The 22,590-nt window shown below is 73.5% G+C and carries 23 protein-coding genes; 14 read left to right on the top strand and 9 right to left on the bottom strand.

What is annotated here, in order from left to right:
• Positions 1-95 precede the first annotated feature (95 nt).
• Complete coding sequence (locus O7603_RS11705; RefSeq protein ID WP_281575733.1) at positions 96-1,037, top strand: MerR family transcriptional regulator; 942 nt, start codon at positions 96-98, stop codon at positions 1,035-1,037.
• Positions 1,038-1,127: 90 nt separating this feature from the next.
• Here O7603_RS11705 and O7603_RS11700 read toward each other — a convergent pair whose 3' ends face one another.
• On the bottom strand, positions 1,128-1,427 hold the full coding sequence (locus O7603_RS11700; RefSeq protein ID WP_281575732.1) for a putative quinol monooxygenase: 300 nt from the start codon (positions 1,425-1,427) through the stop codon (positions 1,128-1,130).
• A gap of 173 nt (positions 1,428-1,600) precedes the next feature.
• On the opposite strand from O7603_RS11700, the gene O7603_RS11695 reads away from it, so the two are divergent.
• A complete protein-coding gene (locus O7603_RS11695) occupies positions 1,601-2,761 on the top strand; it encodes a low temperature requirement protein A (RefSeq protein ID WP_281575731.1) in 1,161 nt (386 codons plus the stop codon).
• 140 nt (positions 2,762-2,901) lie between these two features.
• On the opposite strand, the gene O7603_RS11690 is transcribed toward O7603_RS11695, so the two are convergent.
• Positions 2,902-4,377, bottom strand: a complete 1,476-nt coding sequence (locus O7603_RS11690) for a S1 family peptidase (RefSeq protein WP_281575730.1) — start codon at positions 4,375-4,377, stop codon at positions 2,902-2,904.
• 222 nt (positions 4,378-4,599) lie between these two features.
• On the opposite strand from O7603_RS11690, the gene O7603_RS11685 reads away from it, so the two are divergent.
• The 5 genes from O7603_RS11685 to O7603_RS11665 all read left to right on the top strand — a co-directional run bounded on the left by O7603_RS11685 (position 4,600) and on the right by O7603_RS11665 (position 9,261).
• Positions 4,600-5,013, top strand: a complete 414-nt coding sequence (locus O7603_RS11685) for a hypothetical protein (protein ID WP_281575729.1) — start codon at positions 4,600-4,602, stop codon at positions 5,011-5,013.
• Positions 5,014-5,029: 16 nt separating this feature from the next.
• Positions 5,030-5,626 (top strand): cell wall protein, encoded by a 597-nt coding sequence (locus O7603_RS11680; protein WP_281575728.1) that lies wholly within the window; start codon positions 5,030-5,032, stop codon positions 5,624-5,626.
• An 82-nt stretch (positions 5,627-5,708) separates the two neighbouring features.
• On the top strand, positions 5,709-6,575 hold the full coding sequence (locus O7603_RS11675) for a MauE/DoxX family redox-associated membrane protein (RefSeq protein WP_281575727.1): 867 nt from the start codon (positions 5,709-5,711) through the stop codon (positions 6,573-6,575).
• A 39-nt stretch (positions 6,576-6,614) separates the two neighbouring features.
• Complete coding sequence (locus O7603_RS11670; protein ID WP_281575726.1) at positions 6,615-7,802, top strand: peptidoglycan DD-metalloendopeptidase family protein; 1,188 nt, start codon at positions 6,615-6,617, stop codon at positions 7,800-7,802.
• Positions 7,803-7,872: 70 nt separating this feature from the next.
• The gene (locus O7603_RS11665; RefSeq protein ID WP_281575725.1) at positions 7,873-9,261 is read left to right on the top strand and encodes an N-acetylmuramoyl-L-alanine amidase; all 1,389 of its coding nucleotides are present in this window, start codon (positions 7,873-7,875) and stop codon (positions 9,259-9,261) included.
• Positions 9,262-9,321: 60 nt separating this feature from the next.
• Here O7603_RS11665 and O7603_RS11660 read toward each other — a convergent pair whose 3' ends face one another.
• The 3 genes from O7603_RS11660 to O7603_RS11650 form a co-directional block, all read right to left on the bottom strand.
• Complete coding sequence (locus tag O7603_RS11660) at positions 9,322-9,645, bottom strand: TraR/DksA C4-type zinc finger protein (RefSeq protein WP_281575724.1); 324 nt, start codon at positions 9,643-9,645, stop codon at positions 9,322-9,324.
• A 317-nt stretch (positions 9,646-9,962) separates the two neighbouring features.
• Positions 9,963-10,730 (bottom strand): ABC transporter permease, encoded by a 768-nt coding sequence (locus O7603_RS11655; protein ID WP_281575723.1) that lies wholly within the window; start codon positions 10,728-10,730, stop codon positions 9,963-9,965.
• A gap of 75 nt (positions 10,731-10,805) precedes the next feature.
• Positions 10,806-12,305 (bottom strand): MFS transporter, encoded by a 1,500-nt coding sequence (locus tag O7603_RS11650; RefSeq protein ID WP_281575722.1) that lies wholly within the window; start codon positions 12,303-12,305, stop codon positions 10,806-10,808.
• A 123-nt stretch (positions 12,306-12,428) separates the two neighbouring features.
• On the opposite strand from O7603_RS11650, the gene O7603_RS11645 reads away from it, so the two are divergent.
• Positions 12,429-13,094 (top strand): TetR/AcrR family transcriptional regulator, encoded by a 666-nt coding sequence (locus O7603_RS11645; RefSeq protein ID WP_281575721.1) that lies wholly within the window; start codon positions 12,429-12,431, stop codon positions 13,092-13,094.
• Between the two features lie 105 nt (positions 13,095-13,199).
• Here the strand turns inward: O7603_RS11645 and O7603_RS11640 are convergent, their stop codons facing one another.
• Positions 13,200-14,393: an acetyl-CoA C-acyltransferase gene (locus tag O7603_RS11640; protein WP_281575720.1), complete on the bottom strand. Its 1,194-nt coding sequence runs from the start codon at positions 14,391-14,393 to the stop codon at positions 13,200-13,202.
• Positions 14,394-14,537: 144 nt separating this feature from the next.
• Here O7603_RS11640 and O7603_RS11635 point away from each other — a divergent pair, with 144 nt between their 5' ends.
• Entirely contained in the window at positions 14,538-15,113 is a 576-nt protein-coding gene (locus O7603_RS11635) for a TetR/AcrR family transcriptional regulator (protein ID WP_281575719.1), read from the top strand.
• A 13-nt stretch (positions 15,114-15,126) separates the two neighbouring features.
• Here the strand turns inward: O7603_RS11635 and O7603_RS11630 are convergent, their stop codons facing one another.
• The gene (locus tag O7603_RS11630; RefSeq protein WP_281575718.1) at positions 15,127-15,579 is read right to left on the bottom strand and encodes an Lrp/AsnC family transcriptional regulator; all 453 of its coding nucleotides are present in this window, start codon (positions 15,577-15,579) and stop codon (positions 15,127-15,129) included.
• Positions 15,580-15,687: 108 nt separating this feature from the next.
• Between O7603_RS11630 and O7603_RS11625 the strand changes: the two genes are divergently transcribed.
• Together O7603_RS11625 and O7603_RS11620 are read left to right on the top strand one after the other, a co-directional pair.
• Positions 15,688-16,353, top strand: a complete 666-nt coding sequence (locus O7603_RS11625; protein WP_281575717.1) for a LysE family translocator — start codon at positions 15,688-15,690, stop codon at positions 16,351-16,353.
• Positions 16,354-16,519: 166 nt separating this feature from the next.
• Positions 16,520-18,328, top strand: coding sequence for a thiamine pyrophosphate-requiring protein (locus O7603_RS11620; protein ID WP_281575716.1), 1,809 nt, complete (start codon positions 16,520-16,522; stop codon positions 18,326-18,328).
• A gap of 63 nt (positions 18,329-18,391) precedes the next feature.
• Here the strand turns inward: O7603_RS11620 and O7603_RS11615 are convergent, their stop codons facing one another.
• Both O7603_RS11615 and shbA read right to left on the bottom strand, forming a co-directional pair.
• Entirely contained in the window at positions 18,392-19,201 is an 810-nt protein-coding gene (locus O7603_RS11615; protein ID WP_281575715.1) for an anti-sigma-D factor RsdA, read from the bottom strand.
• Complete coding sequence (gene shbA, locus O7603_RS11610; RefSeq protein WP_281575714.1) at positions 19,198-19,776, bottom strand: RNA polymerase sigma factor ShbA; 579 nt, start codon at positions 19,774-19,776, stop codon at positions 19,198-19,200. Before shbA ends, O7603_RS11615 begins: the two co-directional genes overlap by 4 nt.
• Positions 19,777-19,942: 166 nt before the next feature.
• On the opposite strand from shbA, the gene O7603_RS11605 reads away from it, so the two are divergent.
• The 3 genes from O7603_RS11605 to O7603_RS11595 are packed head-to-tail and all read left to right on the top strand — an operon-like array spanning position 19,943 to position 22,588.
• A complete protein-coding gene (locus O7603_RS11605) occupies positions 19,943-21,016 on the top strand; it encodes an ABC transporter ATP-binding protein (protein WP_281575713.1) in 1,074 nt (357 codons plus the stop codon).
• A complete protein-coding gene (locus O7603_RS11600) occupies positions 21,013-21,783 on the top strand; it encodes an ABC transporter permease (protein WP_281575712.1) in 771 nt (256 codons plus the stop codon). Before O7603_RS11605 ends, O7603_RS11600 begins: the two co-directional genes overlap by 4 nt.
• Position 21,784: 1 nt before the next feature.
• Positions 21,785-22,588 carry an ABC transporter permease gene (locus O7603_RS11595; RefSeq protein WP_281575711.1) on the top strand — a complete coding sequence of 268 codons (804 nt, stop codon included), beginning with the start codon at positions 21,785-21,787 and terminating at the stop codon, positions 22,586-22,588.
• The last annotated feature ends 2 nt before the right edge of the window (positions 22,589-22,590 follow it).

The raw sequence follows: 22,590 nt of genomic DNA, 5'->3' as shown, positions 1-22,590 counted from the left end.
TGATCATCACGGTGTGGATCATGACACTCCCGACCGTGGGTCTCGGTCGGGCGGAGGGTTGAATCTCCCGTAGGGGGAGAGGCGAGGGTGACGGCATGGACGGCGACACGCGCTACTCGATCGGCGACCTGGCCCGGCGGACCGGCCTGACGGTCAAGGCGATCCGCTTCTACTCCGACCAGGGGATCCTGCCGCCGAGCGGTCGCACCCCGGCCGGCCACCGCCGGTACGGGATCGAGGCCGTCGCCCGGCTGGACCTGGTGCGGACGCTGCGTGACCTCGGTCTGGACCTGCCCACCGTCCGGCGGGTCCTGCACCGGGGGGCCAGGCTGCCCGAGGTCGCCGCGGCGCACGCCGAGGCGCTCGCCGTGCAGATCCGCACCCTGCGGCTGCGGCGTGCGGTGCTGACGGCCGTCGCGCGGCGCGGACCCACCCCTGAGGAGATGAATCTGATGCACAAGCTGGCCATGCTCTCCGAGAACGAGCGCCGGCGCCTGATCGGCGAGTTCCTCGACACCACGTTCGGGGGGGTGGACGCCGACCCGGCGTACGACGGGATCAGGCGCTCGATGACGCCGGAGTTGCCCGACGACCCCGAAGGCGAGCAGGTCGAGGCGTGGATCGAACTCGCCGAACTGTCCCAGGACCCGGACTTTCGGGCCCGGATGCGGCGGGTGGCCGAGCAGCACGCCGCCGACCGGGCCCGGAACGGCGACCTCGGCGTACGCCCCGACGCCGTCGCCGTGGTGCGGAGCGAGGTCGGGCCCGCGCTGGCGGCCGGCGTCGATCCGGTCTCCACCGAGGCCGACGCCGTGGTCGCGACGGTGCTGGTGCGGTACGCGCGGGTCTGCGGCCGCCCCGACGACGAGGAGCTGCCGTCGCGGCTGCTGGCCCGGCTCGAGGCGGCCGCCGATCCGCGCCGCGAGCGGTATCTGCGGCTGCTCTCGGTGGTCAACGGCTGGCCGGGGACGGAGAGCCTGACGCCGGTGCTCGACTGGGGCGTCCGGGCGCTGCGGGCCCGGCTCGACGTCGGGTAGGCCGGTCGGCGTGCGCCGGGCTCCGGCGCCCGCCCAGGGCGTGCGTCGTCTGGGCTCGCCGCAGCCCGGCTGAGGACTTCGACGCACGCCCTAGACGCCGAGGCCGCCCAGCACCGTCATCTCCTGGTTGGTGAACTCCCCGGTCAGCAGGGGCATCGCCCGGGCGATGGCCGCCTTCGTCTCGGGCAGGTGGAGCGACCGGTCGTGGTGGCCCTTGGACTCCCAGATCTCGCTGACCAGGATCAGGTCGGGATCGGTCTCCGACGCGCCCACGGCGTAGAGGCTGCATCCCGCGGCGCGTAGGCCGTCGACGCCCTCGAGCAGGATGGCGACGACCTCGGCCCGCCGGCCGGGCCTGGTCCTCATCGAGGCGAAGTAGCCGTAGGCCATGGCGCGTCCTTCCGAGCGGCGGACCCGACGTCCGCGGTTGGTCACCACCATGCCGGTCCGGTGTGACAGGTTGCCGCGCGACGCGGCGGTGGCCTCGGCGTTCGTGCCCGGATGGAGGCCCGGCAGTGATACGACATGTGCGCGACCAGATGTGATGTCCGAGATGGGGGGAAATGGCGGGAGGGCTGGCGGGACGCCTGTTGCGGCGGCGGGAGGGCTCGCGGCGGGCGTCGTTCCTGGAACTCTTCTTCGACCTGGCCTTCATCTTCGCGCTGACCCGGGTCTCCCGGGTGGTCGAGTTCGACCTCACCGTCGGCGGCGCGTTCCGCGCCACGCTGATATTGGCGGCCATCTGGTGGGTGTGGTTCGTGACCGCGTGGTCGACGGACTGGTTCGATCCGCAGTCGAATCTCATCGTCGTGCTGCTGCTGTGGGTGATGTTCGGCGGTCTGCTCATGGCCTCCGCCGCGCCCACCGCGTTCGGTGAGCACGCGCTGGTCTTCGCCGGCGCCTACGTGTCCATCCATCTGGGGCGGGCGTGCCTGCTGCTGCCCGCCCTGCGTGGTCACCCGTCGCAGGTGCGGACGCTGCGGGTGGCGGTCTGGTTCGCGCTCTCCGGCATCCTCTGGCTGGTCGGCGCGTTCGTCGAGCCGGCCAGGGAAGTGCTGTGGGCGGGTGCCCTGGTCATGGACTATTCCCTGGCGCGGCTCCGCTGGCCGACGCCGGGGCTCGGTCGGAGCAGCTGGGAGAGCCTGCAGGTCGTCGGAGAGCACATCTCGGAGCGCTACCAACAGATCTTCATCATCGCCCTGGGCGAGCTCATCCTGACGGCCGGCGTCACCTACAGCGACGACGGCTTCGACCTGTACCGCACGCTGGCGTTCTTCCTGACGTTCGTCAACGCCGTGAGCATCTGCCGGCTGTACCTCATCCCGGGCGCGTCGCGGCTCGGCGCCGCCATCGAGGAGCTGGGCCCGCCCGGCAGCCGGTTGGCGCTGCTGGCCGGATACCTGCATCTGGTCATGGTCGCCGGCGTCGTCGGGACCGCCGCCGGCGCCCAGCTGATGATCGCCGAGCCGTTGTCCCGTGACCCGGCCCGCATAGCGGCGGCGGCCACCGGGCCGGTGCTCTTCCTGGCCGGCTGGGTCCTGCTCGCGGCGGCGGTCCACCGCCATCTCTCCTGGCACCGGCTGCTCGGGCTGATCGCGATCGCCGGTGCCGCCGTCGCGAGCCGGGGCCTGCCGATGCTCGCCGGAACCGCGATCATCGCCGGTCTGCTCATCCTGATCGCCCACTTCGACACGCGGATCGCCCGGACGCGCCGAGGGACGTGACCGCCGCCGGGGCCGTCCGGCCGGAGAGCGGGCGTGGCGTGAGGGCTGGCGCGCGGACGGGGTGCGGACCCTGCGGTCCGCACCCCGTCGTCACCGTACGGGCGGTTCGCCGGCCCACCCGGGGTCGAGCCGGCGGCGCGTCACGGGTTGGTGATGCCGAGCGAGTAGCTGCCCGAGCCGCTGTAGGCGTGCACCTCGAACCGGTAGTAGCCGGCCGTGCCGTTGTAGCTCAGCGTCTCGTCCGGGGACGGCGTGTACGCCCCGGCGACGTCCACCCAACTGGCGCCGTTCCACTTCTGGAGGTAGAGGTCGAAGTCGGCGCCGGTCGGGCCGTCCAGGCAACCACGGTGGGTGCCGGACACCGACGAGTAGTAGTAGCTGCCGTTCGGCTGGAAGACGCTCTGGCCGGACGACACGGAGCCGGTGTAGGTCGCCTCGTAGCCGGTGCAGCCGGTCGGCGGCGGGGGCTCGCCGCCGCCGCTGGTGCGCAGCGTCAGGCCGTACGCGGAGAGGATCTCGTTGACCGGCTGGAAGTAGGTGGTGCCACCGGAGGTGCAGTTGCCGGAGCCGCCGGAGGTGACGCCCTGCGCCTGCTGGCCGGACAGCCACGACCCGCCCGAGTCGCCGGGCTCGGCGCAGGCGTTGGTGCGGGTCAGGCCGCTGACCGAGCCCTCCGCGTAGTTGACGGTCTGGTTCTTGGCCTGGACCGTGCCGCAGCGCCAGCCGGTGGTCGAGCCGGAGCGGCAGATCGCCGCGCCGACGGCCGCCTCGGTGGAGCCGGCCACGGTGACGTTGCCGCCGGCGTAGTTGTTGACCCAGGGCTGCGGAGTCCAGTTGGAGTTGGTCTGCACCCAGGCGTAGTCGTTGCCCGGGAACGAGGAGCCGCGGAAGGTGCCCTGGGCGACCTGGTTGTAGCCCTGGGTGGCGGTGCCGGTGGTCCCGCAGTGCCCGGCGGTGACGAAGCCGCCGGTCACCGAGAAGCCGACCGAGCAGCGGCCGCCCATGTAGTAGGCGTCGCCGCCGCGGACGTCGTAGTAGGTGCGCGGGGCCTCGGTGGTGGCCAGCACCCGGACGGCGGCGGTGTCGACCCGGCTCGCGCGCACGAACGCGGTGGCCGCGCGCGCGTCGCCGCGGGCGAGCACCACGACGGTGTTGCTGGAGACGTCGACGTACCAGCCGGGGACCGAGGCGGCGGGCGCCTTGGCGGCGTGCCGGTCCAGAGTCGACTTGATCCGGTCGAGGTCGGCGCCGCTGCGGGCGACGATGGTGGGCCGCGCTCCGGCGGCCCGGGCCCGGTCGGCCGCCGCCCCGTCGGTGACCGCGACGACGAGCGCGCCGTCGGCGAGCCAGCCGCCGGCGTACGCGGCGCCGAGCGACCGGCGCAGGGCCGCGTCGGTGCGGCTGCCCTTCTCGTCCTTGGCGATCCGGGTGCGGACCTGCTCGGCGGTGAGGCCGAGGTCGCGCTGCATCGCGGCGACCATCGCCGACGACGCGGCGTCGGGCCCGGCTGCGACGCCGGGGCTGGTAGGCGCCGCGACGGCGGGTGCCGCCACGGCGGTGAGGGCGCCGACGGGCAGCAGGATCGCTGCTGCCGCGGCGGCGAGGCTTCGTCTCATCCGTGCCTCCTTGCGGACGGCCGCGGCGGGATCGGCTGCGCCGCGGACAGGTCAGCGACAACCTACGCGGATCCGATCGAGATGTCTCTATATCAGCTGGCTCATACCACCTCGCGCGTCGAAAGAAATCTTCGAGGGAGCGATTGACTTCGATGGTTAGTGCCACAACAATCACCGTCTATATCCATCACTGTCAATTACTGTCCCTGGAAGGAGGCACCCATGGCAGCTCTGCGAGGCGAGGTGTCCTGGTTCTGCTGCGGCAGCGCCTGGGGTCCCTGCGGCTCGGCCGGCGGCGGCGCCTGTGGCACCTGCCGGTCGGGCAACTACCAGCACGCCTGGCCCAACACCTCGGACGCGTGCCTGGCCATCACCCGCCCCCACGCGTGCGGGGTGACCGGCATGAGCCGGCGCGGCTGCGGCTTCCGGCACTACACCACCAACCTCTGCAACGGGGCTCGGATCGGCACCACCATCGCCGACTGCGGGCCGCAGACCGACCTGTTCTGCGGCGAGCGCACCTGCTGCGGCTCGGCCTGCGGCAGCAACCGGATCATCGACCTGACGCCGGCGGCGTACAGCGCGATCGCCAGTCTCTCCGCCGGGCTGCGGCCCTGCTCGGTCGACACCGTCTGAACGGGAGGGCGCCACCATGCAGCAGACCATCGACCGCCGCCGACTGCTCGCCACCGCCGCGCTCGGCGGCGTCGTCGGGGCCACCGGCCTCGGCTCGCTCGCACCGGAGGCGGCCTTCGCCGCCGAGGCGGCGTCCGTCGAGCCGGGCATGCCGGACCCGAACTTCGCCGAGGGACGGATCAGCACGATCTCCGGCAGCATGCTCTTCGTCACCGGCTCGGACGCCGTCCTGCACTCGATCCGGATCACCGACGGCACGAGCATCTGGAAGCTGCACCCGACCACGTTCGACAAGGTGGCGGTCGGTGACGGGCTGTACGCCCGCGGCGTCCGCCTGCCCGACGGCACCCTCGCCGCCGACTCGGTCTGGGTGAACATCGTCAACCTGCACGCGCACGTCGCCGCGGTCGGCCGCAACGTGCTGCACCTCGACCACAAGGGCCAGCGGATCGTCGCGCACGTGGTGCCGGACCGGTCCGCCGCCGTCTACAACGGCACCCCGGCGGTCAGCGACCTGTCGCTGCTGCGAGTCGGCCGGCACGTCCAGGTGCTCGGGGCCTGGCACCCGGACACCAACGAGATCGACATCGCCACCGTCTACGCCGCCGCCTGACCGCGCGCCGTCCCCGGCGCTACGCGGTCAGGCGCCGTGTACCGCCGGGGCGGCGCCCGCCGGACACCCGAGGGGAGAACCCATGATCGAGATGATCGCGACGCTGCAACCGCTGGTCGTCGGCGCGGTGCTGATCTGGTCCGCCCGCGTCAAACTGTTCAGCCGGCACGCCGCCGCGACGGCCAACCGCTCGGCGCTCGTCCGGCTGACCGGGGAACGCCGGGCGCTGCCCACGTACCGGCTGCTCGGCGGGATCGAGCTGACCCTCGGCGCGCTGCTCCTGCTGCCGCCCGTGCTGCGGTTGGAGGCGATCGCCGCCACCGTGCTGGCCGTCGGCTTCCTCGGTTACCTCGGCTACGCGCGGCGGGTCGCGCCGGCGTCCTCCTGCGGTTGCCTGAGCGCCAGCACGGCCCCGGTCTCCGGCCGCAGCCTCGCCCGGGCCGGGCTGCTGGTGGCCGCCGGCGGCCTGGCCACGCTGGCCACCGGCGGCTGGCTCGCCGCCCTCGCCGGGCGGCCGGTCGACGGCGGGGCCGTGCTCCTCGTCGAGCTGGCGGCGGTGGTCGCGCTCTCGCCCGAACTGGACCGGGCCTGGCTGCTGCCGCTGCGCCAGCTGCGCGTGCGACTCACCCACCCGCTGCGCGGCGGCTCGGGCGTGCCGCTGCTCGCCAGCGTGCAGCAGCTCCAACTCAGCGACGCCTACCGGCGGGTGGCGCCGCTGCTCCGCTCCGACGTACGCGAGCACTGGGACGACGGCGGGTGGCGCTTCGTCGGGCACGCGGCGCGCTACCAGGGCCGCCCGGTGACCGCGGTGTTCGCCGTGCCGCTGGCCGACCCGGAGCCCGGGTCGGTACGGGTCGCCGTGGTCGACGACGCCAGCGGGCACACCCTGCTCAGCCTGGCCGGGACACCACCGGCCGCCGGCCCGCACCTCTCCGTCGTCCCGGCCTGACCGGTGCCATCCGCCCATCAGAGAGTGAGGTCGCCGAGTATGCACAGTCGACGACGGGCCGCCGGCGCCAGCCTGGCCCTGCTGACGGTCGCCGGCCTGGTGGTGGCGGCCCCGGCAGCCGCCGCGCCGCCCCGCGCCGTGCCGCCGTCCGCGATTCCGTCCGCCACCCTCACCGACGCCGTCACCGCGAAGCTGCTCGCGCTGGCCGACCCCGCGCGACAGGGCGTCCGACCGGAGACCCGGACCACGGTCAGCCGGACCGGCGCCGGGTGGGCCTTCGGCACTGCCGTGGCCCTGGCCCCGCACCGGGAGGACGCCCACCCGACCGGCGCGGTCTTCGTCGCCCGCGCGGAGCGCGACGGGTGGCGGGTCGCCTTCGACGGGGAGGCCGGGTTCGCCGAGCTGGCCGCCCAGTCGCCCCTGGTGACGAGCCGCGAGAAGCAGGTATTCGACGCCACCCCCACACCCCTCTACGCGGGTGGCGACTACCGCACCGGCATGGCGTTGCCGTTCACGGTCGGCCAGACCTGGACGCTCACCGGTGGTCCGCACGGCTGGGGCGGGAGCGAGTCGCCGTACAGCTCCATCGACCTCTCCGGGGGCGACCAGGTGGTCCGGGCCGCCCGCGCCGGCACGGCGTACACGATGTGCCAGGGGTGGATCCGCGTCATCCACGACCGGGGCTACGCGACCGACTACTACCACCTGTGGAGCAACATCGCGGTCAACGGGGCGGCCGTCGCCCAGGGCGCGTTCCTCGGTTACACCGGCACCGACGTCACCTGCGGCGGCGCCGCCTCGGGCCGGCACGTCCACTTCGGGCTGCGGCAGAACAACACGTACGTCCCGATCGCCGGCCACGACGTCGGCAAGTGGGTGTTCGTCAACGGGGCGACGGCGTACCAGGGCGGTGCCCGCCACGGGTCGTACACGATCGGGGCCGGCGGCGCGATCCACAACCACGGGGCGCTCGGCCTCACCCAGGGGGTGGTGGACACCTTCGGCGGCGGCACCCTGACCCGACGCGCCGGTCCGGGCACCGGGTACGCGGCCCTCGGGTCGCTGGCCGACGGCGCCACGGTTGCCGTCTCGTGCTCCGCGAACGGCACCACGCACACCGGCCGGTACGGCACCACCTCGCTCTGGAACCGGCTCGGCGACGGCAGTTGGGTCTCCGACGCGTACCTCTGGACCGGGGTGTCCGGTCCGGTCAACGGCTGGTGCTGACACATCCCCGCTCGGGCCGCGCGTGGCCGACCCCGGGGCCACGCGCGGCCGATCCCAGGAAGGAGTGGCAATGACCGCTGCACCCCCCGTCCGCCGGGCCCGGCTCCTGCTCGGCGGCGTGCTGGCCCTGACCACGGCGCTCGTCGGCCCGGTCGCGATGGCGTCGCCGGCCGCCGCCGACCCGGTCCGGACAGCGCCGTCCGGCCCGCTGGCCGCCGCGTTCGACACCGCCGCCGCGCGCTACGACGTGCCCCGCGACCTGCTCGTGGCGCTCGGGTACGCCGAGACGCGGCTGGACATGCACGCCGGCGCGCCCAGCGCCGCCGGTGGGTACGGCCTGATGCACCTGGTCCACAACCCGGGCCTGCGCACGCTCGACGAGGCGGCCGCGCTCACCCGGCTGGCCCCGACCACCCTGCGCACCGACCCCGCGGCCAACGTGCTCGGGGCGGCCGCGGTGCTGCGGGCGTACGCCGACCGGGCCGGCCTCACCGCGGCCGGCCGGGACGACCTCGGCCGCTGGTACGGGGCCGTCGCCCGGTACGGCGGGGCGAGCGACCCGTCGGCCGCGCGGCTCTACGCGGACACGGTCTACGACCTGCTCGGCAGCGGCCTCACCACGGAGCGCGGGGTGGCGGTGACCGGCCGGGCGGTCGCGCCGCAGCGCGGCGCGCTGGAGCGGGCTCCGCGACCGGGGGACGTCGGCACGCTCAGCGCCGACTACGGCCCGGCGGCGTGGGCGCCGGCCAGCACCAGCAACTACACCGTGGCCAGCCGGCCCACCAGCCACCCGGTCGACCGCATCGTCATCCATGTCACGCAGGGCTCCTACGCCGGCTCGATCAGCTGGTTCCAGAACCCGGCCGCGAAGGTCAGCGCGCACTACACCTTCCGCTCCTCGGACGGTGCGGTCACCCAGTCGGTGCGGGAGAAGGACATCGCCTGGCACGCCGGCAACTGGACCTACAACACCCGGTCGATCGGCATCGAGCACGAGGGGTACGTGGACAACGCCGCCTGGTTCACCGACGCGATGTACCGGGCGTCCGCGGCGCTCACCCGCACCCTCACCGCCCGCTACGGCATCCCTCGGGACCGGGCGCACATCATCGGGCACGTCGAGGTGCCCGGGGCCACCCACACCGACCCGGGCCCGAACTGGAACTGGACCTACTACCTGCAGCTGGTGAACGGGATCACCGGCATCGGCTCCGGCACCGTGAACACCGAGTCGGCCAACCTGAACGTCCGCTCCGGGCCGGGCACCGGCCACCCGGTCGTCGGCACGGTCGCGGACGGCGCCACGGTCAGCATCTACTGCCAGGCCGCCGGCACCACGGTCACCGGCCCGTACGGCACGAGCAACGTCTGGAACCGGATCGGCACCAGCCGCTGGGTCGCCGACGCGTACGTCTCCACCGGACACGACGGCTACATCCCCGGCGTGCCGCGCTGCTGACCACCGCCACAGCGCGAGGGGGAGGGCTGCCGTGCCGGGGGCGCACGGCAGCCCGATGCCTCAGCCGTTCTGCTTCTGTTGGCAGGGGACGCAGAACCGGGCGTGCGGCAGGATTTCCAGGCGTTCGGTCGGGATGTCGCCCTGGCACCGCTCGCAGACGCCGTAGCTGCCGTCGGCGACGCGACGCAGCGCGCCACCGATCTGCTCCAGGCTCTGCCGGGTGGCGGCGATGAGCGCGTCCTGCGTGTGCGCCTGGCCGGGGTCGCCGGTGTCCGCCGTGAGTTCGGTCAGTCTCGCCTGGTGGGCCTCGAACTGCTTGGTGAGGGATGTGCGCAGGTCGCCGAGCCGGTCCTGCTCGGCGTGCCGGTGCGTGCCGGTGCTCATGGTGGAACTCCTTGTCGGGAAAAGAAAAAGGGCCGAAGCGGTGAGCTTCGCCCTTGGCGTCCGTTGCGAGGTGTGACGGATTCGCCGGTGGGCCACGACCCGCGGGGGTTGGGCTCGGCACCCCCCGGGTGCTGACGTGGACCGGCACGACGCGCTCACGGACGGACGGACGCGCGCGCAGGATGGTGACCGCCGACCGGTGGGCAGCCGGGAGCGCCGTCACTGTCGTGACGGTGACGGCAACCTGAACGGTCGGTGACATCCGCCCACCATAGGCGGGTGCCGACGGAAAGCCAACGGTCTTCGCGTTTCCCGCGTCAACCGGCCAGGGCCGGTACCGGATCGGCAGGGCGCAGCCGGCTCCGGGCCACCAGTTCGACGGTGAGGACGACCGCGACGGTCTCCACGGCCAGGAGCCCGACGAGGACGAACAGCTGCGTCACCCCGGCGGCGAGCGGGCTCGCCCCGCCCAGCAGCACCCCGACGAACGCGCCGGGCAGCGTCACCAGCCCCACTGTGCGCGTCTGGTCGAGCGCCGGGATCAGCGCCTGGGCGGCCGCGGATCGGCACACCAGCAGCACCGCGTCCCGGGGTGCGAAACCGAGCGCGAGTGCCGCTTCCACCTCGCCCCGCCGACCGGTCAGCTCGTCGAGGGCCCGCCGGCCGGCCAGCGAGGTGGCGGTCATCGCCCCGCCGATGAGGATGCCGGCCACCGGGATGACGGCGATCCCGCGCGCCGGTACCAGGCCCACGACCAGCAGCGCGGCCACGACGGCGAGGCTGCCCGCCGCGATCGGCACGCCGGCCCACCAGCCCCGCGCACCGGCGGTGATCCGCCGGCCGGAGGTGCCGGCGGCCACCACGCACATCAGCAGGACGAAGCCGGCGGTCGCCCAGAGCGAGGCGACGATGGCGGCGATCAGCAGCGACACGGCCGTCAACTGGACCGCGGCGCGGGCGGCGGCGACCACGATCTGTCGGCCGTGGCCCAGCCGGCCGAGGGTCGCCACGGCCGCCGCCGCGGCGGTCAGGGCGGCGAGCGCCACCCAGAGCTTCGGACCGAGCACCAGCATCGTCGAGGACATGGCGACAGTCTTCCCGCGCCCGTCCTCCCGGGGCGAGGGGAGCGGGCGCGGCGACCGCCCCGCTCCCCGGTCCGCTCAGTTGCTGGGCGCGGGACGCAGCACGGCGGGAATGTCCAGCCCGGCGGCGCCGAGCACGTCGTCGGCCTCGACCTGTGCCGCCGTCAGCCCGGCGCGCGGCCGGCGGGGCAGCCCCACGAGGACGAGCACCGCGACCAGCACGACGCCGGCCGCCGCCACGGCGGCCGTGATGACGTACTGCGACACCTGGGGCAGCGGCACCGGCAGCCCCGGAACCAGGTTGCGGCTGAGCATGGTCGCCACCAGCGCGGTGGCCACCGCCCCCCCGACCGACCGGGCGAGCGAGTTGACGCTGTTGGCGATGCCGGTCTCGGCGGGTGTGACGTGCTCGACCACGAGCGCCGGCAGCGCCGCGTAGCCCAGCGTGACGCCGTTGGAGATCAGGAACGAGCTGAGGATGAGTTGCCAGGTCGTCGTGTGCAGGGCGGCCAGGAGGACGAACCCGGTCGCCGAGACGAGCAGGGCGAGCGCCAGCGTCGCCTTCGCGCCGAACCGGGCGACGAGCCGCCCGCCGAGCGGCGCGGTGATGACCCCGCTGAGCGCGCCGGGCAACAGGTAGACCAGGCTCGCGGCGAGCACCGTCGCGGCGAACCCGTACCCGGCGAGAGCGGGCGGCGTCTGCACGAACGCGGAGACGCCGAGGTACCCGACGAACATGGCGGCGCCGAGCATCAGTCCGGCGACGTTGGCGATGGCCAGCGGGCGGTGGCTCAGCATGCGGATGCTGACCAGCGGCTGGGCGACGCGCCGCTCCACCAGGACGAAGGCGACGAACGCGGCAACCGCCGCCACGACCAGCCCGATCACCCGGACCGATTCCCAGCCCCAGGCGTTCCCCTTCGCCAGCGGAAGCAGCAGGAGCACCAGCGCGCCGCCGAGCAGGCCGGCGCCGGCCCAGTCGAGGCGACCGTGGGTGGTGGGCCGGCGGCGGGGTACGACCAGCCAGGTCGCGACCAGCCCGACAGCGGTCAGCGCGACGGCGAGCCAGAAGACCCGCTGGTAGCTCCCGCCGTCGTGGAGGAGCAGCCCGGTCGCGGCCAGGCCGAGACCGACACCCACCGAGACGGTCCCGCTCACGATGGCCATGGCGCTGGTGAGTCGCGCCGGGGGCAGCTCGTCGCGCAACAGGCTGATGCCGATCGGGAAGATCGCCCAGCTGGCGCCCTGCATGGCGCGGGCGATCAGCAGCAGCGGCAGGTCCTGCGTCGTGGCGGCGAGCAGCGAGCCGGCCAGCACCACGACGAGCACGGCGAGCAGCACGGGGCGGCGACCCCGCAGATCCCCGAGCCGGCCCAGCACGGGCGTCAGCACGGCGGCGGCCAGCAGGTTGACGGTCAACACCCAGCTGACGGCGCCGGGTGTCGAGTGCAGCGCCGTCTGGAGCTGGCCGAGGATCGGCACGACCAGCGACTGCAGGGAGGTGAGCAGCAGCACACCGTAGGCGGCGACCGGCAGCAGCAGCCGGGACGCGGGCCGGTGCGCGACGGCGGTGGACATCAAGGGACTCACTTTCGATCGGCGACGCGCCAAAGCTAGGTCGCCTCACCCGCGTTTTCAACGTCGCGTCAAAAAAAGCCGACGTGACGTCGACTACCTTTGACGCGGGGTATGATGGCCGGCATGCCAGCCTCCGGAGGTCGACGCCGCCCGACCAAGGGCGATCAACGTGAGCGGGCGCTCCTCGACGCCGCTCGCGAGCTGCTGCGGCACAAGCCCCTGGCGCAGCTGACCATCGACGAGGTGTCCGCCGCCGCCGGCATCACCCGCTCCGGCTTCTACTTCTACTTCGAGTCCAAGCACGCCCTGCTCGCCGAGCTGTACTCCGAGACGCTCGGGGTCTCCGAGCAGGAGATGAGCGAGTGGGTGGAGTCGGACCAGCTCGACCGGGCCGCGCTGCGCCGGGGCTTCGCCAAGGGCCTGCGCCGCTGGAAGATCGACGGTCGCTGGCTGTCCGAGGCGTTCCTGAACCCTGACCCGGGGCCCGAGGTCCTCGCCGTCCGCGAGAAGATCATCGGCAGCGGCTGCATGGTGATGGAGCGGCGGATCGAGCGTGACGCGCGGGCGAATCGCACCGTCCCGGCGGACCCGAAACTGCTCTCCCTGATGGTGGTCAACCTGCGGCTGAGCATGTTCGCCCAGGCGTACAGCCACCCCGAGGAGCAGTCCGACGACGAGCTGTTGGACGCGCTCACCGACGCCAGCCTGCGCATGCTCTACGGCGTGCTGCCCCCGGACCTGGCGGCGGCGGCCGACGACCGGGCCAGCGGGACGGACTCGTCCCGCTGACCTGCCGGCCGCCGGCCTGTCCCGCCGCCAGTCCTGTCCCGCCGGCGGTCGGCCTGTCCCGCCGCCCGCCGAGCCTGGACGTCGCGCCGGGTCGTGGTCGACGGCTCAGCTATCGAGCCGCTCGATGATCGTGGCGTTGGCCGTGCCGCCCGCCTCGCACATGGTCTGCAGGCCGTAGCGCCCGCCGGTGCGTTCGAGCACGCCCAGCAGGGTGGTGGCCAGTCGCGCCCCGCTCGCTCCGAGCGGGTGCCCGATGGCGATCGCGCCGCCGTCGATGTTGACCTTCGCCAGGTCGGCCCCGGTCTCCGCCGACCAGGCCAGTACGACCGACGAGAAGGCCTCGTTGACCTCGAACGCGTCGATGTCGTCGATGGTCAGCCCGGCGCGGGCGAGCACCTTCGCGGTGGCCGGGATGATGCCGGTCAGCATGAAGACCGGGTCGTCGCCGACGACCGTGGCGGTGTGGATGCGCGCACGGGGCCGCCAGCCCCGCCGGCGGGCGGTCTCGCCGGTGGTGAGCAGCAGGGCCGCCGACCCGTCGTTGAGCGGGCTGGAGTTGCCGGCGGTCACCTTCCAGTCGATGTCGCCGAACCGCCGGGTCCAGCGGTCGGCGGCGAACGCGACCGGCAGACCGGCGAGCCGGTCGACACTGGTGTCCGGCCGGATCGTCTCGTCCCGGGCCAACTCGGCGCCGGGCACCGGAGCGACCTCGCCGTCGAACCGCCCCGCCCGCCATGCCTCGGCGGCCCGGTGGTGGCTGGTCGCGGCGAACTCGTCGAGCTGGGTACGGGACAGGGCCCACTTGCGGGCGATCAGCTCGGCGCTGACGCCCTGGGGGACGAGGCCCCCGGGGTAGCGCGCGGTGACCGAGGGGCCCGCGAAGTCGGCCCGGACCCCGTCGACGACGGCGGCGCTTCCGATCGGCACCCGGCTCATCGACTCGACCCCCGAGGCGACCACGATGTCGTACGCCCCGGCGACCAGACCCTGGGCGGCGAAGCTCAGCGCCTGCTGGCTGCTGCCGCACTGCCGGTCGACGGTCACGCCGGGTACCGATTCGGGCAGGCCGGCGGCCAGCGCGGCGAGCCGGGTGGTGTTCGTGCTCTGTTCGCCCACCTGGTTGACCGCGCCGCCGATCACGTCGTCGATCTCCGCGGGGTCGAGCCCGGGGACCCGGGCCGCCAGGCTGCGCAGGGCGTGCGCGTGCAGGTCGACCGGGTGGAGGTGGGCGTACCCGCCGCCCGGCTTGCCCTTTGCCACCGGGGTCCGTACCGCCTCGACGATCACCGCGTCGCGCATCGCTGTCTCCTGGTTCGTCTCGTGACGGACCGATCGGTCCGGGACTGGTTGGTCCGATACTGCGCCGGAGGACACACTCCGGTCAACCGGTGCCGGACCGATCGGTCCGTTACCCTTGCCACAACGGGCGGAGAGGGAGGGACGATGGCGCGTACGGCGGCCCCGGGCAGTCGGGAACGCATCCTGGCCACGGCAGCGCGCCTCTTCTACCGGCACGGGGTCCGCGCGGTGGGCATGAACCAGGTCATCGAGGCCGCCGGCTGCGGAAAGAACCTCCTCTACACCCACTTTCCCAGCAAGAGCGACCTGGTGGCCGCCTACCTGCGGGCGACCCGACGGGAGCGGGAGCGATCCTCGGCCGCCGCGATCCACGCGGTGGTCGGCGACGACCCGGCCGTCCAGGTGGTCGCGTTCGTCGACGAGATCGCCGCCGCGGTCGCCCGCCCGGGCTTCCGGGGCTGCGCGTTCCGCCGCTACCTGACCGAGTTCCCGGACGACGACGGCGAGCCCGCCTCGGTGGCCCGGGCGTACCTGCTCGACACCCGCACCGAGCTCGACCGGTTGGTGGCCCGGCTGGGCGTGGCCGACCCGGGCCGGCTCGCCGACCGGATCTGGCTGGTCGTCGAGGGGGTCTACGCCAGCGCCGGCCGGCCCGACGCGACCGTGGCGGCGACCGCCGCGCCCCGCCTCGTCGAGGACCTCGTCGCCGCCGCCCGCTGACCGCCGCGGGGCCTCAGGCGGGGAGCGGACGTTCCGTGACCACGTTCTTCATGACCAGCGTCGAGGTCAGCCGCTGCACCCCGGGCAACCGGGCCAGGACGTCGTCCTCCAGACGCTGGTAGGCGCCGAGGTCGGCGGTGACGATGCGCAGCAGGTAGTCCGGGTCGCCGAAGAGCCGCTGGGCCTGCACCACGTTCGGCACCTCGGCGACGGCGGCCTCGAAGGCGAGCAACGTGTCCCGGTCCTCCTGCCGCATGGTGACGAAGAGCAGCGCCTCGAAGGTCAGACCCAGCGCGGACGGGTTCACCACGGCCCGGTAGCCGCGGATCGTGCCGCTGCGCTCCAACTCGCGCAGTCGTCGGTGGCAGGGGGAGACGGACAGCCCGACGCGGGCCGCCAGGTCGGTGACGGTGAGCCGCCCGTCGGTCTGCAGCTCAGCAAGAATCTTCCGGTCGATCCGGTCCATGCAGCAGATCCTCCCAGCCGCACGGGGTGTCGAGGGTAAAGCTGGAACCACTTTCCGGTTGATGACGCATAGCGTTTCCGCACGAGCCTCGTCGACGGAAGAAGGCCCATGCCAGCCCACTCCGTGCTCGCCTTCTGGGCGGTAGCGCTCCTGCTCATCGTCATCCCCGGCGCCGACTGGGCGTTCACCCTCGGCACCGCGCTGCGCGGCGGACCGGTCGCCGCGGCGGTCGGTGGCCTGGTGCTCGGTTACACGGCGATGACCCTGGTGGTCGCCGCCGGGACGGGGGCCCTCGTCGCCGGAACACCCCTGGCCATGACCGTGCTCACCGTCGCCGGTGGCCTCTATCTCGTCTGGCTGGGTGTGACCACACTGGTCGGCCCGGTCCCGACCCCGGCGGGCGCCACGTCGGCCGGCCCGGTCGACGCCGCCCCGGGCGCCGAAGGCCGCGACGGGCGGGCGCACCCCGCCGGCTGGGCCCTCCTGGCCCGTGGCGTCGGGGTCAGCGGCCTGAACCCGAAGGCCCTGCTGCTCTTCGTCGCGTTGCTGCCGCAGTTCACCGACGCCCGGTGGGATTGGCCGGTCGCCGTCCAACTCGGACTGCTCGGGCTGCTGTTCACCCTCACCTGCGCGATCTTCTACGCCACGATGGGCCGCTTCGCCCGGACGGTGCTGCGCGCCCGGCCCGCCACCGCCCGCGTCGTCAGCCGCCTCTCGGGCGTGGGCATGGTCGCCATCGGCGTCAGCCTCCTGATCGAACACCTGCACCACTGAGAGGCGCCGGGGCGCATCCGGCCGGCGTTCACTCCATCTCGTGAATGCCGCCGCAGCCGTCCCTCGTGCCGTCCCCGCGCCCTACGGTCGATCCAGGCACGCACCGGCCGTCGACCGGCCACCGGCTCGTGTCCCCGTTCCGCCGCCGGCGCCGAAGGGCTGTGTCATGAACGTCGCCGAGCACATCGTGGACCGGTTGCGTCGCTGGGGTGTGCACCGCGTCTACGGCTACCCCGGCGACGGGATCGGCGGCGTCATCGCCGCCATCGGTGATCGCGATGACGTGGAGTTCATCCAGGTACGGCACGAGGAGACGGCGGGTTTCGCCGCCACGGCGGACGTCAAGTTCGGCGGCAGCCCGATCGGATGCTGTGTCGTCACCAGCGGTCCCGGCGCCCTGCACGCGCTCAACGGGGTCTACGACGCCCTGCTCGACCACGTGCCGGTCGTCGCGGTGCTCGGGCAGACCGCGTTGACGGCACTCGGCGGGAACTACTACCAGGAGATCGACCTGCACAGCGTCTACAAGGACGTCGGGCAGGCGTACATCCAGACCATCGCCGACGCCGCGCAGGTCGAGCACATGGTCGATCGCGCGTGCCGGACCGCCCTGGCGGCGAAGGCGCCGACCGTGCTGATCGTGCCGAGCGACGTGCAGGACCGGCCGGCGATGCCGCAGTCGCCCGACGCACACGGGTACTTCCACACCAGCACCGCGCCCAGCACCGCGGTGGGCGCCCCGCCGGACGCCGACGTGGCGAGGGCCGCGGAGGTGCTCAACGCGGGATCCCGGGTGGCCCTCCTCGTCGGCGCCGGCGCGCTCGGGCAGAGCGAACTGGTACGGCAGGTCGCCGACCGGCTCGGCGCGGGGGCGGCGAAGGCGCTGCTGGGCAAGACGGTCCTCGACGACCGGCTGCCCTGGGTGACCGGCTCCATCGGCCTGCTCGGCACCACCGCGAGCTGGGAGCTCATGCGCCGCTGCGACACCCTGCTGATCATCGGATCGAACATGCCCTACTCGGAGTACTACCCGGCGCCCGGGACCGCCCGGGCGGTGCAGATCGACCGGGACGGGGCACGGTGCGGCCTGCGCTATCCCACCGAGGTCAACCTGCTCGGTGACGCGGGCGCGACCCTGGCCGCGCTGCTGCCGCGGCTCGACCAGCAGGCGAACACGGCCTGGCGCGACGACGTCGCGGGATGGAAGGCGCGCTGGGAGCAGTACTCCAGCGAACGGGCGAAGGCCCGCGCCCACCCGGTCAACCCGGAGGCGGTGGTGCGGGCGCTCTCCGAACGGCTCGCCGACGACGCGATGGTGGCCGCCGACTGCGGCACCGCCACCAGTTGGTACGCGCGCGACCTGCAGATGCGTCCGACCCAGCTGGGCAGCCTCGCCGGGCTGTTGCTCTCCATGGGTGGCGGGATGCCGTACGCCATCGCGGCCAAGACCGCGCACCCGGACCGCCCGCTCCTGGCGCTCATCGGCGACGGCGCCATGCAGATGAACGGCGTCAACGAACTCATCACCGTCGCGCGCCACTGGCAGAACTGGCCCAATCGGCAGTTCGTCGTGCTCGTGCTCAACAACCGCAGCCTGGCGTACGTCTCCTGGGAGACCCGCGGGACGCTCGGCAAGAAACCCGATCCCGCCTCGGCCTCGCTCCCGGACGTGCCGTACGCCGGCTGGGCGCGCCTGCTCGGCCTCGACGGCGCGCGCATCGAGGCGCCCGAGCAGATCTCCGCGGTCGTCGAGGCGGCGTTCGCCGCGGACCGGCCCTTCGTCATCGACGCCGTGGTCGACGCCGACGTGCCCCTCATTCCGCCGCACCTGACGCGGGATCAGATCATCCAGACCATGAAAGCCGAGTTCTCCGGCGACCCCGCCTTCTTCACGATCGCCGAGGACGTCGTCGGCGAGTCGGTGGTCAGCACGGTCAAGGCGGAGTGGCACCGCCTCTTCCACCGGTCGGACTGAACCCGGCGCGCCGCGGGGTGGACCAGGCGGCGGCCCGACGTGCGCCAGCGGGCCACCCCCGGCTCAGCCGAGTGGGATGCCGGTGGGCAGCGGCAATCCGGGCAGCGACGGCAGCGGCAGGCTGGGGGTCTCGCCGCTCCGGCCCGGGCTGGGCAGCAGCGGTGGCAACGAAGGGATGTTCGGCAGACCCGGCCGCTCCGACGACGGCGTAGGCCGGGGTGTCGCGGGCGCGGGCGCGGGTGCGGCGCCGGTCGGTGCCGGCGTGGTCGTCGGCGCGGCCTGCGTCCGGGGGTCGGCCGACGGCGCCGCCGGCGGGACCGGCGGCACCGCGAGCAGCGCGCGGTCCAGCGCGTCGAGGTCGGCGCCCAGCCGGGTCGCGACGGCCGGATCGTCGACGTCGGCGAGCGTACGACGGGCCTCCCGCACCAGGTGGCGGGCCTCGTCGAGGCGACCCGCCGCCACCGCCGCCCGGGCCCGTGCGATGCCGTCCTCGACCGTGCGCACCTGTGCCTGCTCCGGATAGAGCACCCGGGTCAGCGACCACAACGGACTGGTCGGGCCGGCGTTGCGGCTGCCCACCCCGAGCCCGCTCGCGAGCACCAGGAGAGCGACGACGGCGGCGGCGAGGCGCAGGATGCCCCGGCTGATCGGCGTCGCCGCGGTGGCCGCCGGGACCGGGGCTTCGGTGGCGGCCCGGACCAGTCGTTGCTCGCCGTCGTCGTCGACGTCCGCGCGCCAGGCGGCCAGCATCGCGGCGACCTCGTCGTCGGCCGGCCCGGGCCCGCCGTGGCCGAGCACGTCGAGGAGCTGATCGTCCCGGGCGATCGTCGCCAGGTCCAGCTCGTCACCGCCGTCCCGGATCTGCTCGGTCATGCCGCCACCTCGTCGAGTGTGTCGCCGGCCAGGGTACGGAGCCGGGCCAGCGCACGGGACTGGGCCACCCGGACGGCGGCGGCGGACATGCCGACGACGGCGCCGACCTCCTCGGCGGAGAGACCCACCGCCACCCGGAGGACGACGATCTCCCGTTGCGCGTCCGGCAGCCGGCCGAGCAGGCTCGACAGGCGGCGGGCGAGGTCGGTGGCGACGGCCCGCTGCTCGGGGCCGGGCTCCGCGTCGGGCGTCTCCGGCGGTGGGTCGTCGGCGGTGACCGAGGCCGCCCGGACCGCCGCCCGTTGCGCGTCCGCCACCTTGTTCCCGGCGATGGCGTAGACGAACGCGGAGAACGGTGTGCCCTGCTCGCGGTAGCGCGGCAGGGCGCGCAGCACCGCCAGGCAGATCTCCTGGGCGACGTCGTCGGCCGTGGTGTACGCGCCGCCGATCCGGCCGAGCCGGGCCCGGCAGTAGCGGACCAGCCCGGGGCGGACGTCGGCGAGCAGCATCGCCGTGGCCGTCCGGTCACCCTGGGCGGCCCGGCTGACGAGCTCAGGCTCGATGGTGGTCGTCATCGCGTCGAGGGGCACCTTCGTTACCGGCCGGTTAACCGCACGCTATCGAGCCGCGCGCGGTTTTGCCTAGTTCACCCTCCGTCACGCGGCGGTGCCGGAAAGAAGTGTGTTGCATCCGGACGGTCCGCCGCGATGTCTCCAGTAACGACCGGAAGGGGAGGGGACCATGGGAGTCGAGGTGGCCGTGCGAGGGCTCACCAAGTCCTTCGGTGGCCAGCCCGTCTGGTCCGACATCAGCCTGGACCTCCCGGCCGGCGAGATCTCCGTCCTGCTCGGCCCGTCCGGCACCGGCAAGTCCGTGTTCCTCAAGACCCTGGTCGGGCTGCTCCGCCCGGACCGCGGCTCGATCGTCATCGAGGGCCGCGACCTGCCCCGACTCTCCGAACGCGCGCTGTACGAGGTCCGCAAGCTCTTCGGTGTGCTGTTCCAGGACGGCGCGCTGTTCGGTTCGATGACCATCTACGACAACGTGGCGTTCCCGCTGCGCGAGCACACCCGCAAGACCGAGGCGGAGATCCGCGCGGTGGTCACCGAGAAGCTGGACATGGTCGGGCTGGTCGGGGCCGAGCGAAAGCTGCCCGGCGAGATCTCCGGCGGCATGCGCAAACGGGCCGGGCTGGCCCGGGCGCTCGTCCTCGACCCGCAGATCATCCTGTTCGACGAGCCCGACTCGGGGCTGGACCCGGTGCGCACCGCGTACCTGAACCAGCTGATCATCGACCTCAACCAGCGCACCGACGCGACGTTCCTGATCGTCACGCACGACATCAACACCGCCCGCACGGTGCCGGACAACATCGGCCTGATCTACCACGGGCACCTGGCCATGTTCGGTCCGCGCGAGATGCTGCTCTCCAGCACCGAGCCGGTCGTGCGGCAGTTCCTGAACGCGCAGCGGATCGGCCCGATCGGCATGGCCGAGGAGAAGGACGCCGAGGAGCTCGAGGCCGAGGCGCAGGCGGGGGTCGAACTCCCGCCGCTGCCGCCCATCCCGCTCCAGCTGCCGCCCACCGACGGACGGCCGCGCCGCGCCGAGCGGCCGCCCGGGCAGTGGTGCCGCGACCACGGCGTCCTCCCGCCGCCGGGGTCCTTCGCCGGCCACCCGCAGACGGCGCCGGACTGGCGGCGCCCGGAGGCGGCACCGCGAGGGGAGCCGGACCGGCGGGCTCCGGAGGCGACGTCCGGCGAGCCGGACGGGCACCGCACAGCCGGGCTGATCCCCGAGGGCGGGCCCCGGTGAGCGCCCCGATCACCGCCGTACGCCGCTCCGGCGAGTTCTTCGCGTTCTGCCTCGACACGCTGCGCGCGCTCGGCCGCCGGCCGGTGCAGGTGCGGGAGTTCGTCCAGCAGGCCTGGTTCATCAGCTCGGTTTCCATCCTGCCGGCCGCGTTGGTGTCGATCCCGTTCGGCGCGGTCATCGCCCTCCAGCTCGGCTCGCTGGTCCGCCAGCTCGGGGCGCAGTCGTTCACCGGCGCCGCGTCGGTGCTGGCCGTCGTCCGGGAGGCCGGCCCGATCGTCACCGCGCTGATCATCGCCGGGGCGGGCGGCTCGGCCATCTGCGCCGACCTGGGCTCGCGGAAGATCCGCGAGGAGTTGGACGCCATGCAGGTCCTCGGCATCGACCCGATCCAGCGCCTGGTCGTGCCCCGGGTGCTCGCCTCCATGCTGGTCGCGGTGCTGCTCAACGGCCTGGTCAGCGTGGTCGGGGTGAGCGGCGGCTACGCCTTCAACGTGGTGTTGCAGGGCGGCACGCCGGGCGCGTACCTGGCCAGCTTCCAGGCCCTCGGGCAGCTACCCGACCTGCTGGTCGGCGAGGTCAAGGCGCTGCTGTTCGGCGCCGCCGCGGCGCTGGTGGCCTCGTACAAGGGGATGACCGCGAAGGGCGGGCCGAAGGGGGTCGGCGACGCGGTGAACCAGAGCGTGGTGATCACCTTCATGCTGCTGTTCGCGCTGAACTTCATCGTCACGGCCGTGTACTTCCAGGTCGTACCGCAGAAGGGAAGCTGACGTGGCGGTGCTGCGACTCCTCGACGCCCTCGGCGGCCAGCTCGCCTTCTACCTGCGCGCGTTCGCCTGGACCCCCCGCACGGTGCGCCGCTACAAGCGCGAGGTGGTCCGGCTGCTCGCCGAGATCAGCTTCGGCACCGGCGCGCTCGCCGTGCTCGGCGGCACGGTCGGCGTCATCTGCTTCCTCACCTTCTTCACCGGCACCGAGGTGGGGTTGCAGGGCTACCAGGCACTCAACCAGATCGGCAGCAGCGCGTTCACCGGCTTCGTGTCGGCGTACTTCAACACCCGGGAGATCTCGCCGCTGGTGGCCGCGCTGGCCCTGTCGGCCACCGTGGGCTGCGGATTCACCGCGCAGCTCGGCGCGATGCGGATCTCCGAGGAGGTGGATGCCCTGGAGGTGATGGGCGTGCCGTCGCTGCCGTTCCTGGTCACCACCAGGATGATCGCCGGGTTCATCGCGGTCATCCCGCTGTACGTGGTCGGCCTGCTCGCCAGCTACCTGGCCACCCGCACCATCGCGGTCTTCTACTTCGGACAGTCCGCGGGCACCTACGACTACTACTTCCACCTCTTCCTGCCCCCGGGCGACGTGCTCTGGTCCTTCGCCAAGGTGCTGGTGTTCAGCGTGATCGTGGTGCTCGTGCACTGCTGGTACGGCTACACCGCCAGCGGCGGGCCGGCCGGAGTGGGCGTGGCCGTCGGGCGGGCCGTCCGGTTGGCCATCGTGGCCGTCAACATCGTCGACTTCTTCCTGTCCCTGGCCATCTGGGGCGCGACCACCACCGTCCGGATCGCGGGGTGACC

It is taken from the genome of Micromonospora sp. WMMD812, from assembly GCF_027497215.1.
Classification (GTDB): Bacteria; Actinomycetota; Actinomycetes; order Mycobacteriales; family Micromonosporaceae; genus Micromonospora.
Note: the sequence above shows the minus strand (reverse complement) of the source record. Positions and strands in the feature narration are given on the sequence as shown.

Coding starts and splice junctions, on each gene's coding strand:
- O7603_RS11705 (WP_281575733.1), top strand. CDS start 96: ATGGACGGCGACACGCGCTACTCGATCGGCGACCTGGCCCGGCGGACC.
- O7603_RS11700 (WP_281575732.1), bottom strand. CDS start 1,427: ATGGCCTACGGCTACTTCGCCTCGATGAGGACCAGGCCCGGCCGGCGG.
- O7603_RS11695 (WP_281575731.1), top strand. CDS start 1,601: ATGGCGGGAGGGCTGGCGGGACGCCTGTTGCGGCGGCGGGAGGGCTCG.
- O7603_RS11690 (WP_281575730.1), bottom strand. CDS start 4,377: ATGAGACGAAGCCTCGCCGCCGCGGCAGCAGCGATCCTGCTGCCCGTC.
- O7603_RS11685 (WP_281575729.1), top strand. CDS start 4,600: ATGGCAGCTCTGCGAGGCGAGGTGTCCTGGTTCTGCTGCGGCAGCGCC.
- O7603_RS11680 (WP_281575728.1), top strand. CDS start 5,030: ATGCAGCAGACCATCGACCGCCGCCGACTGCTCGCCACCGCCGCGCTC.
- O7603_RS11675 (WP_281575727.1), top strand. CDS start 5,709: ATGATCGAGATGATCGCGACGCTGCAACCGCTGGTCGTCGGCGCGGTG.
- O7603_RS11670 (WP_281575726.1), top strand. CDS start 6,615: ATGCACAGTCGACGACGGGCCGCCGGCGCCAGCCTGGCCCTGCTGACG.
- O7603_RS11665 (WP_281575725.1), top strand. CDS start 7,873: ATGACCGCTGCACCCCCCGTCCGCCGGGCCCGGCTCCTGCTCGGCGGC.
- O7603_RS11660 (WP_281575724.1), bottom strand. CDS start 9,645: ATGAGCACCGGCACGCACCGGCACGCCGAGCAGGACCGGCTCGGCGAC.
- O7603_RS11655 (WP_281575723.1), bottom strand. CDS start 10,730: ATGTCCTCGACGATGCTGGTGCTCGGTCCGAAGCTCTGGGTGGCGCTC.
- O7603_RS11650 (WP_281575722.1), bottom strand. CDS start 12,305: ATGTCCACCGCCGTCGCGCACCGGCCCGCGTCCCGGCTGCTGCTGCCG.
- O7603_RS11645 (WP_281575721.1), top strand. CDS start 12,429: ATGCCAGCCTCCGGAGGTCGACGCCGCCCGACCAAGGGCGATCAACGT.
- O7603_RS11640 (WP_281575720.1), bottom strand. CDS start 14,393: ATGCGCGACGCGGTGATCGTCGAGGCGGTACGGACCCCGGTGGCAAAG.
- O7603_RS11635 (WP_281575719.1), top strand. CDS start 14,538: ATGGCGCGTACGGCGGCCCCGGGCAGTCGGGAACGCATCCTGGCCACG.
- O7603_RS11630 (WP_281575718.1), bottom strand. CDS start 15,579: ATGGACCGGATCGACCGGAAGATTCTTGCTGAGCTGCAGACCGACGGG.
- O7603_RS11625 (WP_281575717.1), top strand. CDS start 15,688: ATGCCAGCCCACTCCGTGCTCGCCTTCTGGGCGGTAGCGCTCCTGCTC.
- O7603_RS11620 (WP_281575716.1), top strand. CDS start 16,520: ATGAACGTCGCCGAGCACATCGTGGACCGGTTGCGTCGCTGGGGTGTG.
- O7603_RS11615 (WP_281575715.1), bottom strand. CDS start 19,201: ATGACCGAGCAGATCCGGGACGGCGGTGACGAGCTGGACCTGGCGACG.
- shbA (WP_281575714.1), bottom strand. CDS start 19,776: ATGACGACCACCATCGAGCCTGAGCTCGTCAGCCGGGCCGCCCAGGGT.
- O7603_RS11605 (WP_281575713.1), top strand. CDS start 19,943: ATGGGAGTCGAGGTGGCCGTGCGAGGGCTCACCAAGTCCTTCGGTGGC.